Annotated in this window: 12 protein-coding genes; 7 read left to right on the top strand and 5 right to left on the bottom strand. The window is 38.3% G+C overall.

Annotated features, from left to right (window positions below; genetic code table 11):
- The first annotated feature begins 74 nt into the window (after window positions 1-74).
- Window positions 75-428 (top strand): phenylpyruvate tautomerase MIF-related protein, encoded by a 354-nt coding sequence (locus C7H19_RS15690; protein ID WP_106457869.1) that lies wholly within the window; start codon window positions 75-77, stop codon window positions 426-428.
- Here the strand turns inward: C7H19_RS15690 and C7H19_RS15695 are convergent.
- A complete protein-coding gene (locus tag C7H19_RS15695) occupies window positions 425-2395 on the bottom strand; it encodes an amylo-alpha-1,6-glucosidase (protein WP_106457870.1) in 1971 nt (656 codons plus the stop codon). The genes C7H19_RS15690 and C7H19_RS15695 overlap by 4 nt on opposite strands.
- Window positions 2396-2705: 310 nt before the next feature.
- Here C7H19_RS15695 and bchH point away from each other — a divergent pair, with 310 nt between their 5' ends.
- The 5 genes from bchH (at window position 2706) to C7H19_RS15720 (ending at window position 10080) form a co-directional block, all read left to right on the top strand.
- Window positions 2706-6386, top strand: a complete 3681-nt coding sequence (bchH, locus tag C7H19_RS15700) for a magnesium chelatase subunit H (protein WP_106457871.1) — start codon at window positions 2706-2708, stop codon at window positions 6384-6386.
- Window positions 6387-6621: 235 nt separating this feature from the next.
- Window positions 6622-7299 carry a phosphorylase family protein gene (locus C7H19_RS15705; protein ID WP_106457872.1) on the top strand — a complete coding sequence of 226 codons (678 nt, stop codon included), beginning with the start codon at window positions 6622-6624 and terminating at the stop codon, window positions 7297-7299.
- Window positions 7300-7371: 72 nt separating this feature from the next.
- A complete protein-coding gene (gene rseP, locus C7H19_RS15710) occupies window positions 7372-8463 on the top strand; it encodes an RIP metalloprotease RseP (protein WP_106457873.1) in 1092 nt (363 codons plus the stop codon).
- A complete protein-coding gene (gene nth, locus C7H19_RS15715; RefSeq protein WP_106457874.1) occupies window positions 8464-9141 on the top strand; it encodes an endonuclease III in 678 nt (225 codons plus the stop codon). It begins immediately after the preceding gene.
- Window positions 9142-9522: 381 nt separating this feature from the next.
- Window positions 9523-10080 (top strand): HPP family protein, encoded by a 558-nt coding sequence (locus C7H19_RS15720; protein WP_106457875.1) that lies wholly within the window; start codon window positions 9523-9525, stop codon window positions 10078-10080.
- Between the two features lie 34 nt (window positions 10081-10114).
- On the opposite strand, the gene C7H19_RS15725 is transcribed toward C7H19_RS15720, so the two are convergent.
- The 4 genes from C7H19_RS15725 to ftsH4 form a co-directional block, all read right to left on the bottom strand.
- Entirely contained in the window at window positions 10115-10555 is a 441-nt protein-coding gene (locus C7H19_RS15725; protein ID WP_106457876.1) for a pentapeptide repeat-containing protein, read from the bottom strand.
- Between the two features lie 196 nt (window positions 10556-10751).
- Window positions 10752-10916, bottom strand: a complete 165-nt coding sequence (locus C7H19_RS25760; protein ID WP_181280635.1) for a hypothetical protein — start codon at window positions 10914-10916, stop codon at window positions 10752-10754.
- Between the two features lie 165 nt (window positions 10917-11081).
- Window positions 11082-12056 carry an SGNH/GDSL hydrolase family protein gene (locus C7H19_RS15730; protein ID WP_106457877.1) on the bottom strand — a complete coding sequence of 325 codons (975 nt, stop codon included), beginning with the start codon at window positions 12054-12056 and terminating at the stop codon, window positions 11082-11084.
- A 160-nt stretch (window positions 12057-12216) separates the two neighbouring features.
- Window positions 12217-14088 carry an ATP-dependent zinc metalloprotease FtsH4 gene (gene ftsH4, locus C7H19_RS15735; protein ID WP_106457878.1) on the bottom strand — a complete coding sequence of 624 codons (1872 nt, stop codon included), beginning with the start codon at window positions 14086-14088 and terminating at the stop codon, window positions 12217-12219.
- Window positions 14089-14395: 307 nt separating this feature from the next.
- On the opposite strand from ftsH4, the gene cobA reads away from it, so the two are divergent.
- A complete protein-coding gene (cobA, locus tag C7H19_RS15740) occupies window positions 14396-15163 on the top strand; it encodes a uroporphyrinogen-III C-methyltransferase (protein ID WP_106457879.1) in 768 nt (255 codons plus the stop codon).
- The last annotated feature ends 128 nt before the right edge of the window (window positions 15164-15291 follow it).

Below are 15291 nucleotides of genomic sequence, written 5' to 3' on the forward strand. Positions count from 1 at the left end.
GCGGGTTTAAATTGTTTCGTTTCAATCATTCAACAAGGTTTAAAATAGATCTGGTAATCATTTTAAAGTTTAATATGCCATTAATTAAAGTTCAATCTTCTGTTAAATCTTCCTCGTCTGATGCGATAGATACCCTTTTAAAAACTCTGTCTAGTAAGTTAGCTAAACATATTGGAAAACCCGAATCTTATGTGATGACATCTTTTGAACCAGAAGTAAAGATGACTTTTGGGGGTACTTTTGAGCCAGTTTGCTATATTGAGATCAAAAATATTGGGCGAATGTCTCCAGATTTAACTAAAGCAATGAGTCAAGATTTTTGTCTGGTGATACAAGAATCTTTAGGAGTTCCTAAAAATCGTATTTACATTGAATTTGCTGATGCTGAACGAGCGATGTGGGGATGGAACGGCGGCACCTTTGCTTAAAATAATAACCCGACTCTGAGGACTTCTGCAACCGTCCAAGCTTGAGCAAATGCACCTCTAGGAGTCATGGGGGCATCTCCATCAAAGATTTCCCCTAAACTGCCCACACATCCCGATTGTAGATGATTGAGCATTGGTTCTAAAAAACTTTTGGCGATCGTCGGATTCTGATATACTTTGAGATGGGCTTGGATAAATGGACCCAGTAACCATCCCCAAACAGTCCCTTGATGATATGCACCGTCTCGCTCTCTAGGCGCACCGCCATATTGTCCTTTATACTGAGGAGCATCGGGAGAAAGCGATCGTAATCCATAGGATGTTAATAATTTTTGACCACAAGTATTGACAATTGCTTCGCGTTGTGCATAGCTCAGTAAAGGTGATAAGGTTTTCACATTCGGTAGAGAAACAGCAAAAATTTGATTAGGACGTAATGTACTATCATTTCCATCGGGACTGTCTAAAACATCGTAACAATAGCCCAGAGTCTCATTCCAAAAGCGATTAAAGCCAAAAGCGGTTTTTTGTGCCATTTGCAGGAAATATTCGGCGTTTTGTCCTATTTCTTCGGCAAAATAAGCCATAATTCCTAACGTATTATACCAAAGAACGCTGATTTCGATGGGTTTGCCGATGCGCGGAGTCACTACCCAAGTTCCGACTTTTGCATCCATCCACGTCAGTTGAACCCCGTCTACACCTGCATAAATTAACCCATCACTATCGAGATGAATATTGTAGCGCGTCCCTTTTTTGTGCCATTCGATGACTTCTACTAATGCTGGAAATAATTCTTGTAATAATTCTCGGTCTTGGGTAATTTGATAGTATGCGTGTATTGCTTCAAAATACCAAAGTGTGGCATCAACGGTATTATATGCAGGTGTTTCGCTACCATCGGGGAAGACATTCGGTAACATTCCTTGATCTAAATAATAAGCGAATGTCCGTAAAATCGTGCGGGCAATTTCGGGGCGATGGGTTGCAAGGGTTAAACCCGGTAGACTAATCATTGTATCGCGTCCCCAGTCGCTAAACCAAGGATAACCAGCGATGATGGTTTTGCCATCTGGTTCGTTGGGTAAAGGGCGATCGACAATAAATTGATCTGCTGCTAAAATGAGATGTTGTAGGGTTGTGGGTATATTTGTCGTCGAACTTTTATTGAGTAATTCTTGTTTGTAGTGATGACGTTTTAAATATGCAGTTTCACTATCTATGTTTGCATTGGGTTCGGTTGTCGCAACGAGGGTTACAGTTTGCTCAGGTTCTAATCTTATCTCAAAAGTTGCCCCATGCAGATGATCTTCTTTAGCATTTAAACCTCTATATCGTTCGACGGCTAAATCAAAACGGTAATACCAAGTATGATGAATAGAAATAGCTGCATCTTCACTAAATAAATAAAAAGGAATAGCGCTCGGATAAGCCGTAATTTTAACCCCTTGTTCAATTAATTTTAGATCCATTTTCCAATTGTAGCCAGTTGTCGTTTGATGATAATCTCGGTAGTTAACTAGGGCATTTAGGGTTAAATATATGGGTTTTGTGCTACGAAAGCTACGATATTGAATATAAGTCGTATTCTCGCCTTGTTGCATCCAAATACGTTTTTCTATGATGGCATCACCACAAGCAAACCGCCAAACTGGGATTGTTCCTTTTAAACAAAAGTTTTCAATATTAAGATATCCTTGAGGATGAATTAAACCATCAATCCATCGGTTGGCTGAGAGTTCATACTTTTTACCGTTATATTCGGCTATTTCTTCGAGTTTACTTAATAATAATGTTCGACCCAAAGGAGGTTTAAGGGCGGCAATTAATAAACCATGATAGCGACGAGTCAGAATTCCTGAAATTGTACCACAAGCAAAGCCCCCAATTCCATTTGTTACCAGCCATTCTCTTTGGGAGGCAATATTAAGATCATTACAGATATCTCGTCCTAAATACAGTGTCATTGTTCAAAATCAGAAAATTCTTTATTGTTTTATTTTCCTACAATCATTGACTAATCTCTGAAAAATATTGAAATTATACTGAGTTTTGGCTATTATTAATCCACATAGCCAGTGAATAAATATCACTGTCTGATAGCTAAAGTCCGTTAAAACGGACTGTAAAGACGCGTCATGACGCGTCTCTACGAGACAAGGATTTTAATCCTTGGCGTACAATTACTCGCTATATAATTTATTCCTTGATGATCTTAAACAAAACTCAGGTTAAGATAGTAAAGAAATGTAAAAATAGTGGCCTAAATAATCAGGGATGAAAAGCATTGTTTTAATCACTGGATTTGAAACCTTTAACACTGAATTATATCGTCAAGCCGCCGAACTAGCAATGTCGCGGTGTCTGGGTTTAGAAATCAAAGTGTATAGCGATCGTATTTTGACAACTGACCCCAAAATCGTCGAAAATGCTTTAGAAAATGCCGATGTTTTTTTTGCGAGTCTGATCTTTGATTATGACCAAGTAATGTGGTTACGTCAACGGGTACAAACAATTCCTATTCGCCTCATTTTTGAATCTGCTTTAGAATTAATGAGTTTAACACAATTGGGTAAATTTATCATTGGTGATAAACCGAAAGGAATGCCCAAACCGATACAATTTATTTTAAGTAAATTTTCGAGTGGAAAAGAAGAAGATAAATTAGCTGGTTACTTAAGTTTCCTCAAAACTGGGCCAAAACTTTTAAAACTTATTCCCGCGAAAAAAGTACAAGATTTACGCAACTGGTTAATTATTTATGGTTATTGGAATGCGGGAGGAACTGAAAATGTTGCCGCTATGTGTTGGACAATTGCTCAAAAATATTTAGATTTGTCGGTTGCTGATATTCCACCACCCATAGAAACACCAAATAAGGGTTTACTTCATCCTGATTTTTCTGGTTATTTTCTTTCTCCTCGTGATTATATAAATTGGTATCAAACTCGTAAAGATACTAAAGATAAACCTGTTATCGGTATTTTATTATACCGTAAACACGTTATTTCTAAACAGCCCTATATTAATCAACTGATTCGATACTTTGAAGCAGAAAACCTCATCCCCGTACCAATATTTATTAATGGTGTAGAAGGTCATGTTGTTGTTAGAGATTGGTTAACGACTACTTATGAAACTCAACAACGCAAAAATGGCAATATTGAAACACCTTCTTTATCAGATGAAGCAATAGAAATTAATGCTATTGTATCAACGATTGGCTTTCCTTTAGTAGGTGGACCTGCGGGTAGTATGGAAGCAGGAAGACAAGTAGAAGTGGCTAAAAGAATTCTCTCTGCTAAGAACATTCCTTATCTCATTGCAGCACCTTTATTAATACAAGATATTCACTCTTGGACAAGACAAGGAATTGGGGGTTTACAAAGTGTTGTTTTATATGCTTTACCAGAGTTAGACGGTGCAATAGATACGATTCCAATTGGTGGTTTAGTAGGGGAAAATATTTATTTAATTCCTGAGCGAGTTCAGCGTTTAATCGGTCGTTTAAAAAGTTGGATTAAATTAAAAAATACCTCACCTAATGAACGAAAAATTGCGATTATTTTATACGGATTTCCTCCAGGTTATGGTGCAACAGGAACCGCAGCATTATTAAATGTTCCTCGAAGTTTAGTTAAATTTTTACAAGCATTACAAAAAGAAGGATATACAGTAAATAATCTTCCCGATGATGGAGAAAAGATTATTACTCAGGTGAAAGAAGCGGACGAAAATACAATTGCAGAAGACAATAAAGTTAATGTACAAACACTCGAAAAATGGTTAGGTTATTTATTAACATCTCGCATCGAAAAACAATGGAAATCTTTAACGAATACGGGTATTAAAACCGTTGGTGAGGATTTTTATTTAGGGGGAATTCAACTCGGTAATATTTGGATTGGAGTACAACCACCGTTAGGTATTTCGGGTGATCCAATGCGCTTAATGTTTGAAAAAGATTTAACCCCACATCCACAATATGCAGCTTTTTATAAGTGGTTAGAAAATGAGTTTAAAGCGGATGCTGTAGTTCATTTTGGAATGCACGGGACAGTCGAATGGCTACCAGGTTCACCCCTCGGAAATACGGGGTATTCTTGGTCAGATATTTTATTAGGGAATCTTCCTAATTTATACATTTATGCGGCGAATAATCCATCTGAATCGATTTTAGCTAAACGTCGCGGATATGGTGTTTTAATTTCCCATAATGTACCTCCTTATGGACGTGCAGGTTTATACAAAGAATTAATGATTTTACGAGATTTAATTGCAGAATTTAGAGAAGATACTGATAAAAATTTAGCATTAAGAGATGTGATTTGCCAGAAAATTATTGATACTGGTATAGAGACAGATTGTCCATTTGATCAAGGACTAGAATTGAGTATAGAAAATGCTCGTTTGTTTAGCAAAAATGCACTAATTCAGTATTTTGTCAAGGTATATGAATATCTACAAATTGTCGAACAAAGATTGTTTTCATCGGGTTTACATACATTAGGAGAATCTCCAAACGATGAAGCTTTAAAATCTTATTTACAAGCTTATTTTAATGAAAGTATCTCTGAGAAAAATATTGATTATATTGTTGCTCGAAGAGAAGCAGAAATTATTAGTAAAAATGGTTTATCTGAAACTATACAAGAAGCTGTAAAAATTCGTGATTTATTAGAGCAAAATACCGATGAATTGACGAATCTTATTAGAGGTTTAAATGGCGAATATATTCCACCAGCACCAGGAGGAGATTTACTTAGAGATGGTATCGGAGTATTACCAACTGGGAGAAATATTCATGCTTTAGATCCTTATAGAATGCCTTCTCCTGCTGCTTATATTCGAGGGCAAGAAATCGCTAAAAAAGTGATTCAACAACATCAGATAGAAAAAGGAAATTATCCTGAGACAATAGCAGTTATGTTATGGGGTTTAGATATTATTAAAACGAAGGGAGAATCATTAGGTATTTTATTAGAATTAGTCGGTGCAGAACCCATAAAAGAAGGCACGGGAAGAATTGTTAGATATGAACTAAAACCATTAGAAAAGCTTGAACATCCTCGGATTGATATTTTAGCTAATCTTTCTGGTATTTTTCGAGATACTTTTACGAATATTATTGATTTATTAGATGATTTATTTTTACGCGCTGCTGAAATAGAGGAACCCGAAGAAATGAACTTTATTCGTAAACATTATCTTGCTTTGCAAAAACAGGGTATAGAAAATGCTTCGGCGAGACTTTTTTCTAATCCTGCGGGTGATTTTGGTTCTTTAGTTAATGATCAAATTGTCGATGGAAACTGGAATAATCAAGAAGAATTGGCTAATACTTGGGAAAAAAGAAATATGTTTAGTTATGGGAGAGATAAAGGAAAAGCTAGACCAGAAATTCTGAATCAATTATTACAAACCAGTGAAAGAATTGTTCAAGAAATAGACTCTGTTGAATACGGTTTAACTGATATTCAAGAATATTATGCTAATACAGGAGGTTTGAAATTAGCCGCAGAGAAACAAAGCGAAAAAAAAGTAACAGCTAGTTTTATTGAAAGTTTTTCTAAAGATACAACACCTCGTAAATTAGAAGACTTATTACGCTTAGAATATCGTACCAAATTATTAAACCCTAAATGGGCAGAATCAATGATTAATCAAGGTTCTGGAGGTGCATACGAAATATCTCAACGAATGACAGCTTTAATCGGTTGGGGAGGAACCGCAAATTTTACTGATGAATGGGTTTATAATCAAGCTGCGGATACCTATGCTTTAGACTCCCAAATGGCGGAAAAAATTAGAAAAGTAAACCCAGAAGCATTTCGCAATATTGTCGGAAGATTATTAGAAGCAAATGGGCGTGGTTTTTGGAATGCAGATGAGGAAAAACTTGAGCAGTTACAAGATTTATATAATTTAACGGATGAAGCAATAGAAGGTGTAGAATGATTTTGTTAGATTTTTGCTCGCTTAATAATGCCAGAGAATAAATTCTCTGTCTCTAACGCAAAAGTCGGTTAAAACCGACTCACCGTAAAAGTTTTAATCCGTTAAAACGGATTTTAGCTTTGAGCCGTAAAATTTATTTTACGGTGGTATATGCTAACATCATTAACTTGTTAACTGCAATTATTTCGTGATGTTATAACACAATAAACTTAAAACATTATAAAAATAACTTTTTATGACTCTTTGTCAAAACAAATTTGATATCATCTTTGTGCCTCAAGGTTCAGAATATCGCGCTGTTTGTCGGGTAATTAGGAAACAAAATAGTGATATTTCTATTGTATCGATTCCGATGGGTTATCGGGCTTCAAGTCTCTATTTTCAGCAATGGCTACAATCTTCAAATTTTATGGCTAAACCACCGCGTCAGGTAATATTAATGGGGTTAGCAGGAAGTTTATCACCTCAATATCGCGTCGGACAAATTGTTTTATATCAACAGTGTGGGAAATTAGAAAATAATCAGGTAACTTGGCGAGATTGTAATTATTTACCTGTTTTAGAAAAAGCCAATTTGGTTAAAGGATGGACAAGCGATCGCATTATTTGTTCTACAATAGAAAAGCAGCATCTTTATCAGACATATGGTGTTGAAGTCGTCGATATGGAAGGATTTTCTATCTTAGAAGCATTGCAACCGATGGGAATAAACGTAGCTATTTTACGCGTAATCAGTGATGATGCTCAACACAATTTACCCAATTTAGAAGGAACGATTAGTCTTGATGGCCAACTTCAACCGATTCCTTTAGCTGTTAAAATGTTACAACAACCGATCGCATCTTTAAAATTAATTCAAGGCTCTTTAGTCGGATTAAAAGTATTAGAACAAGTTGCTAGAGAAATTTGTTGATGAGCAGTATCTTTATATCATGCTCTACAATGGTCAGAAGTAAGCTAGTTTACCTATTAATCTAAATTGATTATGTCAGTTTTGGCAGCGATCGCAGTTTTAGCCCTTCTTATAGTTGTACACGAACTCGGACACTTTTTAGCCGCTCGTCTCCAAGGAATTCGTGTTAATCGTTTTTCCATTGGTTTTGGCCCTGTTTTAGCCAAATATCAAGGAAAAGAAACCGAATACGCCGTGCGTGCTTTTCCTTTGGGGGGATATGTCGGATTTCCTGATGATGATGAAGATAGTCCTATTCCACCCGATGACCCAGATTTACTCCGCAATCGTCCGATTTTAGATCGTACAATTGTCATTAGTGCGGGTGTCATCGCTAATTTAATTTTTGCTTATTTTCTCTTGGTCAGTCAAGTGGCTACCGTCGGCTATCCTGATATTCAGTATAAACCAGGTGTCATAGTTCCCCAAGTGATGGCAAAAGATTTATCGGTTGCTGCTATTGCAGGGATCAAAGAAGGTGATATTGTATTATCGGTCAATAATCAAACTCTTGGTGCATCACAAGACGCTTTAATTAACCTCAGAGGCACGATTCAAAATTCACCCGAAAAACCGCTAAATTTGACAATTAAACGGGGTGAAGAGTCTTTAAACCTTACAGTAACGCCCGAACGCGGTGCAGATGGTAAAGGTAAAATTGGGGTCGTTTTATCACCCAATGGAGAACAAATTCGTCGCAAAGCTGATAATGTACTAAAAGCATTTGTACTAGGCGCAGATGAATTTCAACGCATCGCGGTTTTAACGGTTAAAGGTTTTTGGCAACTGGTGAGCAATTTTCAAGAAAACGCCCAACAAGTCGCCGGTCCCGTTAAGATAGTAGAATATGGTGCAGCGATCGCTCGTAATGATATTTCTAATCTAATTCAATTTGCGGCTCTTATTAGCATTAACCTAGCCATCTTAAATATCCTACCCTTACCTGCTTTAGATGGCGGTCAATTAGCATTTTTATTAATTGAGGGGATAATTGGTAAACCGTTACCGATGAAACTTCAAGAAGGAATTATGCAAACTGGGTTATTTCTTCTCTTGGGTTTAGGGGTTTTTCTCATCGTGCGAGATACTGTCAACCTAGCCGTTTTTCAAGGACTTTTTCAATAGATGAGTCTAACTCGAAAATGGGCTAGTAAAAAACAACGGGCGTTAGAAATTTTACTCATTCTAAAGCGTCTTTATCCCGATGCTACGTGTAGTCTAACCTATGAAACTCCCGTACAATTACTTGTCGCCACGATTCTTTCTGCCCAGTGTACTGACGAACGGGTTAATAAAGTCACTCCGGCTTTATTTGCCCGTTTTCCTGATGCGAAATCTTTAGCGAGCGCCGATAGAGAAGAAATAGAAATACTAATCCGTTCTACTGGATTTTATCGCAACAAAGCCAAAAATATCCAAGGGGCTTGTCAAAAAATTATCACTGAATTTGCGGGAGAAGTTCCACAGCAAATGGAACAATTACTTACACTTCCCGGTGTTGCCCGAAAAACGGCTAATGTTGTTTCAGCCCATGCTTACGGTAACATACAAGGGGTGACGGTAGATACTCATGTCAAGCGTCTCAGTGGAAGATTAGGTTTAACCGAAGAAACAGACCCCGTTAAAATAGAACGAGATTTAATGCGTATATTACCCCAAAATGACTGGGAAAATTATTCAATTAGTATTATTTTTCATGGTCGGGCAGTTTGTAAAGCGAGAAACCCAGACTGTGTAGTGTGTGAATTATCTCATTTATGTCCCTCTGCTATGCTACCAACATTGGATACCGTCAGGGATTAATGGAAGTTAGTATATTAGTCCGTCAGGGATTAAAATCCCTGTCTCGTAGAGACGCGCCATGGCGCGTCTCTACAGTCGGTTGAAACCGACTAATTTTCAGGTATAAGAGTCCGTTTTAAAGGACTTTAGCTTTGAGCGATGAAAGTTATTTCATGGTGGACTAAAAACTTAACAATTTCCCTGAGACGGATTTGAGCATAAAAAAACCTGAACAATAAGATTGGAAAAATCTGTATTTTTAGATACTTTTTTCTAGCTTTTTCATAGATTGTTAGGATATACTGACATAAGTCAAAGTTTTTTGTATCTTTTATAGCAAACTTGACCCCGTATCAATAAATTTTTTTTCATCCTGTTTTTAGATGATGGGTTGTTTGATGAATGTTAAATTACAAAAAAGTTCGGTTGAAATGGGAAAGTTATTGTTTTAAGATCATCGGAAGATGGCGATCGTGTCCTATAACGTGTCCAATTAATAGACCTCATCACAGATATGTTTTTTGGAGTTGGGTCGGTAGTTTCTTGGCAATAGCAGCGACATCTTATCTTTCTCTAAAAACGAATTCGCCTTTACTGATGGCTCCTTTTGGTGCTACAAGTGTATTAATCTTTGGTGTACCTGAAAGCCCTTTAGCGCAACCTCGTAATTTAATCGGTGGTAATCTTTTAGCGGCTCTAGTTAGCCTAACTATATTACATCTTTTCGGTTCTTCTCCTTGGACAATAGGACTGGCTGTCTCTACTGCGATAGGAATGATGCAGCTTACAGGAACTTTACATCCACCTTCGGGAGCCGTTGCGTTAGTCGTAATGATGACGAAACCTAACTGGCACTTTTTAGTAACTCCTACCTTAGAAGGCTCTTTAATTATGTTATCCTGCGCTGTAGTTTTCAATAATTTGGCGGAGGATAGAACTTATCCCAAACATTGGTTGTAACGCATTTTATCTTTAATAACAAAACCCGATTTTATTACTCTGGGTTTTCGCCACCAACACTAATATCAGTATTATAAATCTGAGCATTAGTAAGATTGAGTCTGTCTAAAGATGCCCCAGTTACATCGGTATCGTAGAGCATCGCTTGAGTTAAATTCACTTGATGTAGAGTAGTATTATTGAGGCTGGCATTTGTTAATAAAGCTTTGCTGAGATTTGCACCCGTAAGATTCGCCCCTGTTAAATCTGCCCCTTCTAGATTAGAATTTGTCAGGTTAGCCCCTTCTAGATTAGCATTTCTTAAATCAGCACCGATTAAATGTGCGCCTCTCAAATCTGCTCCCCGTAAGTCACAGTTGGCACATTCACCCGTTTTGATGAGTTGGTTAAACTGGGTTTGATTTTCGGCGGCGGCTGGATTAATAGCCATCCAGGGTGTTATAAGTGCGAAACTAAATAATATAGCTCGTAACATATTGTTTTCCTCCGTGTAAGTTCTGCTGATTAAGGCTTGATACTAATCATCTTATAACTTTTGCGAATTGTTAAAATCATACGATTGGTTGAACCTTTTGTGGAGCGAATTTCAACCCTTTGAACGAGAAAGACGCACTACTTTTAGCACGTCTTGTCTATTTTGTCTAGAGTATAAATCATAAAATGCGATCGTTTTAGTCCTTAGTCCAGCGACAAATCAGTTTACCCGTTTCGTCTTTTACCCATTGAGCAATAAGACGCTTTTCTGCTGGTATTGATTTGGGTAAGCTTTGATAGACTTCTTGTACAATGCGTGAGTCGAGCAGATTGATGATGGGTTGGGTAATAACGAGCAGCATGGATTCATTCCCCGTTTACATAGCTTTAACGTTTGCTTGATGTTTTCTTAACCTTATATTAACCAATATAGACTAGAAAATTATGTATCCTATTAAACGATCGCTAAAAATCAGACCTTAGATGTATTAAAGGGAGGGTTTGGCGACCAAACCCCTACAGTTCTTTTATTTAGAAGATTTTTGTTTTTGACGGCGTAAAACTTCAGCAACGCCCCAAAGCCCAATCATTGCCACACCTGGAACAAAACTCGGTTCAGGAACGCCTAATGTTTGAGCAGCAAGATTACCGATTAACTGATGAGCGGCTGTTGTTGGATGAAGGTCATCCCAAAATAAATATTCATTAGGATTACTACAAAGTGTCTGGGCTACACGGTCAAAACAATTATCAGTTACATTTGTAAAATTGTAATTAGCTGGATTAGCCAAAATAGTATCAAATAAAGTATTAACATCCAAGATTGAAATATCTACATCTGGGGATAAAGGTAAATTATCCAAGGTTTGGGACAGTAAAGTGTTATGCGCTTGAGTTAAATTATTTAATCTGTTTGCATCAGAAGTCATATTAGTTCGAGGAATTTCACCCAAGTCAGGAAGGTTAACAACTAAAATATTTTTTGCCCCTGCATTAGCTAAAGCGCCGACGACAGAAGCTAAATTATTAACAGTCGTTGTTGGCTCTGTGTATGGTACAAAAATTTGGCTATCTGTGGGAAGATAATCATTAGCCCCCGCCCAAACGGTATAAAGTGCGTTGGGGTCGGCTGTTAGACTATTGGTTGTAAGAAAGTCAAGATAGCCAAAAACTTCTTGTTGTAGTCCTGGAAACTGGGGAACATCTAAAGTATTAGCCATTCCAGTTGTTGCACCAGCAAAAGCAAAATTTGTACCATTACTCGTACTTGGTTGAATCGATAAATTCAGCTTATCTGCTAAATATTCGACCCAAACTGGCCCATTAGAAACACGACCATTAAAATAGGGAGAAGGTGGCTGACCCGTGAGATTAAAAAGATTACCCGTATCCGTCAGACTATCCCCAAAAGCGTAAAGTCCTGAAAAGCTTGATGCTTGGGCTTGGATGGGTAATAAAATAGAAAGAGTGAGGAAACCGGCTGTAACGATTTTTTTATTCATAAAATGAGTTTTTTGTCAATAATAGAAAATCATACTATTATCGTTTATTTTAAGGAATTAAAGAGTGAATTCAAAATTTTTTTTAAAATGAACCCATATATTTTAAACATAAATGTAGAGACGTGCCATGGCGCGTCTCTACGTTAAATATAAAGATCAATTAAACAGCGACAGCATGAGGCTTATTAAGCTGTACACGAGTGAGATAACTTTGTAGTTCTTCGCCTTCAATCACTTCTTGACTTAGGATTTTTTGGGCAATTTCTTCGAGTAACTCTCGGTTTTGACCAAGGATAGCTAAAGCTTGTTGATGTCCTCCCTCGACAATATCTTTAACTTCTGCATCGATCGCTTTTGCGGTATCATCACTTACCATACGACGAGGATTCATACCATCCCCAAGGAAGTTATTTTGTTGTCCCTTTTCATAGGCTAAGGGGCCGAGAACCTTGCTCATCCCGTAGGTTGTAACCATACGTTCCGCTAAATCTGTCGCCCGTTGTAGGTCATTCGCTGCACCTGTAGTAATTGTACCAAAGACAACTTCTTCGGCTGCGCGTCCACCTAAAAGAGTTGCAATTTGATCGCGTAATTCGATATCATCCATCAGAAAACGGTCTTCAGTGGGCATTTGTAGGGTATAACCTAAAGCTGCCATCCCACGAGGCACAATGGAAATCTTAGCCACTTTACCACCACCTGGCATGGCTGCACCGACGAGGGCGTGACCCACTTCATGATAAGCGACAATTTTCTTTTCTTTATCGGAAAGTACACGGCTTTTCTTCTCTAGTCCAGCGACAACGCGTTCGATGGCTTCATTAAAATCAGCTTGGGTGACGGTGGTTCGTTGATTTCGTGCCGCAAGTAAAGCCGCTTCATTGACTAAATTCGCTAAATCTGCACCCGCAAAACCAGAAGTACGAGTCGCAATTTCTTTTAAATCAACTTCTGAAGCTAATTTAACTTTATTTGCGTAGATTTCGAGGATTTTCAAGCGTCCGCCTAAATCTGGACGGTCTACTAAAACCTGTCTATCAAAGCGTCCAGGACGTAATAACGCGGGGTCTAAAGATTCTGGGCGGTTGGTAGCAGCCAAAACGATAACGGTTGCATCACCCGCACTAAACCCATCCATTTCGGTGAGTAACTGGTTAAGGGTTTGTTCCCGTTCGTCATTGCCTCCCATAAAGTTACCAGAGGCACGTGATTTACCAATAGCATCTAATTCATCGATGAAAATTATACAAGGGGCTTTCTTTTTCGCTTGTTCAAATAAATCTCGAACTCTCGCGGCACCTGCACCCACGAATAATTCGACAAACTCTGAACCCGAAATACTAAAGAATGCCACGCCAGCTTCACCAGCAACAGCTTTAGCAAGAAGGGTTTTACCAGTTCCTGGAGGCCCGACAAGAAGAACCCCTTTAGGAATTTTGGCTCCAATTTGTGTATAACGTTGCGGAGATTTGAGAAATTCAACAATTTCTTCTAGTTCGACTTTAGCTTCTTCGACACCTGCAACATCAGCAAAGGTGATTTTTGTTGAATCGCCTTCTACATATACCTTAGCCTTACTTTTCGTAATGGATAAAGCACCCGCCGGACCACCTGCACCACCAGAACGACCTAAGAAAAATTGCCAAATTGCGATAAAAATGAGGGGAGGAATGACCCAACTCAGAACACTCGACACCCAGCCATTTTTCGGGGGTGGGGCTGCAGCAAATTCAATTCCTTTAGCTTCTAAACGTTTGGGTAATTCTAAATCAAAGATAGGAGTCGTACCAAAGATTTGGCCAAGTTCTCCTTCTGGGGTTTTAACTTGATAGCGAATTTCATTTTGTCCAACGGAAACTCTAGCGACATTTCCGTCTTCTACTTGGTCAATAAATAAACTATAAGGAACTCTTTGAATCTGAGGTCCGAATAGTTGTGGGGCAAATAGGTTCACCAAAAGAAATAAACTCGCTACGGTCAGTAAAATATTACCGATAAGACGAGACTGTGATGGCGGTCTTTTTATACTCATTGCAAGAAAGTATTATTAAATTTGTGCAGCTTTGATACTGATCATTGTAGGCTGACTTCGTTCCCTCTCATTGGTTCGCTTATGATGGATGTTACTCCCTTGAGGTTCGGAAATTATCCCAAGACAGATAAAGTATCCCAAGCTACCAAACAAAAACAGAAAATTTTTTTGAAAAAAGCGAATGGGGATCAAAATCCTGTATCATAAAATACCAAAATTCTTACAAATCTTAATAGAGTTAAGTTATACACCTACTTTTACAAGAAAGTAAGTTTTAGAGTGTAGAAGGATTATTTGCCCAGTGATTATGAATCAATCCCATTGCCTCGGTAAAGTGTATTTAGTGGGCGCAGGGCCCGGAGATCCAGGACTATTGACCCTAAAGGGAAAAGTATTACTTGAACACGCTGACGTTGTTGTATATGATGCTTTGGTCAGCCCTCCCATTCTCGAAATGATTAACCCCCAAGCCGAAAAAATCCACGGGGGAAAGCGTCGGGGTCGTCATTCAATGACTCAAGCAGAAATTACTCAGTTATTAATCGAAAAAGCGCAAAATAACGCTGTAGTCGTTCGTCTTAAAGGGGGAGACCCTTTTGTGTTCGGACGCGGCGGAGAAGAGGTAGAAGGCGTGATTGAAGCGGGAATTGAAGTGGAGGTGATACCTGGTATTACTTCGGGTGTCGCGGTTCCAGCTTATGCAGGTATTCCTCTAACCCATCGCAGTTGTAGTTCTTCGGTAACATTTGTCACAGGACACGAATCAGCCGGAAAATATCGACCTCAAGTGAATTGGAATGCGATCGCACATGGCTCCGAAACGATTGTAATCTATATGGGGATTCATAATTTAACTTATATTGTTGAACAATTGGTTCTAGCGGGACGCAGTTTAGAAACCCCTATCGCTTTGATTCGCTGGGGAACAACACCCCAACAAGAAGAGTTAATTGGGACTTTGGCTACTATTATCAGACAGGTTGAAGAGACCGGGTTTGAAGCACCTGCGATCGCTGTTATTGGTGGTGTCGTCGGTTTACAGTATGCCCTCAGTCAACCGCTTAAATTTGCTTAATTTTCCCTCTTTTTCGCTAAATAAGGATATCTAACCTTTGTTACTAAAAACGGGTTAAATATCCTTTATTTTTATGACTTGATAAGCCTATAATTTGGTATAAAAACACACAAACAGTAGAGCAAGCA

This window comes from Aphanothece hegewaldii CCALA 016 (assembly GCF_003007785.1).
Taxonomy (GTDB): domain Bacteria; phylum Cyanobacteriota; class Cyanobacteriia; order Cyanobacteriales; family Microcystaceae; genus Chroococcus; species Chroococcus hegewaldii.

Excerpts from the sequence above, each read along its gene's own strand:
- C7H19_RS15690 (WP_106457869.1), top strand. The coding sequence starts at position 75 with ATGCCATTAATTAAAGTTCAATCTTCTGTTAAATCTTCCTCGTCTGAT.
- C7H19_RS15695 (WP_106457870.1), bottom strand. The coding sequence starts at position 2,395 with ATGACACTGTATTTAGGACGAGATATCTGTAATGATCTTAATATTGCC.
- bchH (WP_106457871.1), top strand. The coding sequence starts at position 2,706 with ATGAAAAGCATTGTTTTAATCACTGGATTTGAAACCTTTAACACTGAA.
- C7H19_RS15705 (WP_106457872.1), top strand. The coding sequence starts at position 6,622 with ATGACTCTTTGTCAAAACAAATTTGATATCATCTTTGTGCCTCAAGGT.
- rseP (WP_106457873.1), top strand. The coding sequence starts at position 7,372 with ATGTCAGTTTTGGCAGCGATCGCAGTTTTAGCCCTTCTTATAGTTGTA.
- nth (WP_106457874.1), top strand. The coding sequence starts at position 8,464 with ATGAGTCTAACTCGAAAATGGGCTAGTAAAAAACAACGGGCGTTAGAA.
- C7H19_RS15720 (WP_106457875.1), top strand. The coding sequence starts at position 9,523 with ATGTTAAATTACAAAAAAGTTCGGTTGAAATGGGAAAGTTATTGTTTT.
- C7H19_RS15725 (WP_106457876.1), bottom strand. The coding sequence starts at position 10,555 with ATGTTACGAGCTATATTATTTAGTTTCGCACTTATAACACCCTGGATG.
- C7H19_RS25760 (WP_181280635.1), bottom strand. The coding sequence starts at position 10,916 with ATGCTGCTCGTTATTACCCAACCCATCATCAATCTGCTCGACTCACGC.
- C7H19_RS15730 (WP_106457877.1), bottom strand. The coding sequence starts at position 12,056 with ATGAATAAAAAAATCGTTACAGCCGGTTTCCTCACTCTTTCTATTTTA.
- ftsH4 (WP_106457878.1), bottom strand. The coding sequence starts at position 14,088 with ATGAGTATAAAAAGACCGCCATCACAGTCTCGTCTTATCGGTAATATT.
- cobA (WP_106457879.1), top strand. The coding sequence starts at position 14,396 with ATGAATCAATCCCATTGCCTCGGTAAAGTGTATTTAGTGGGCGCAGGG.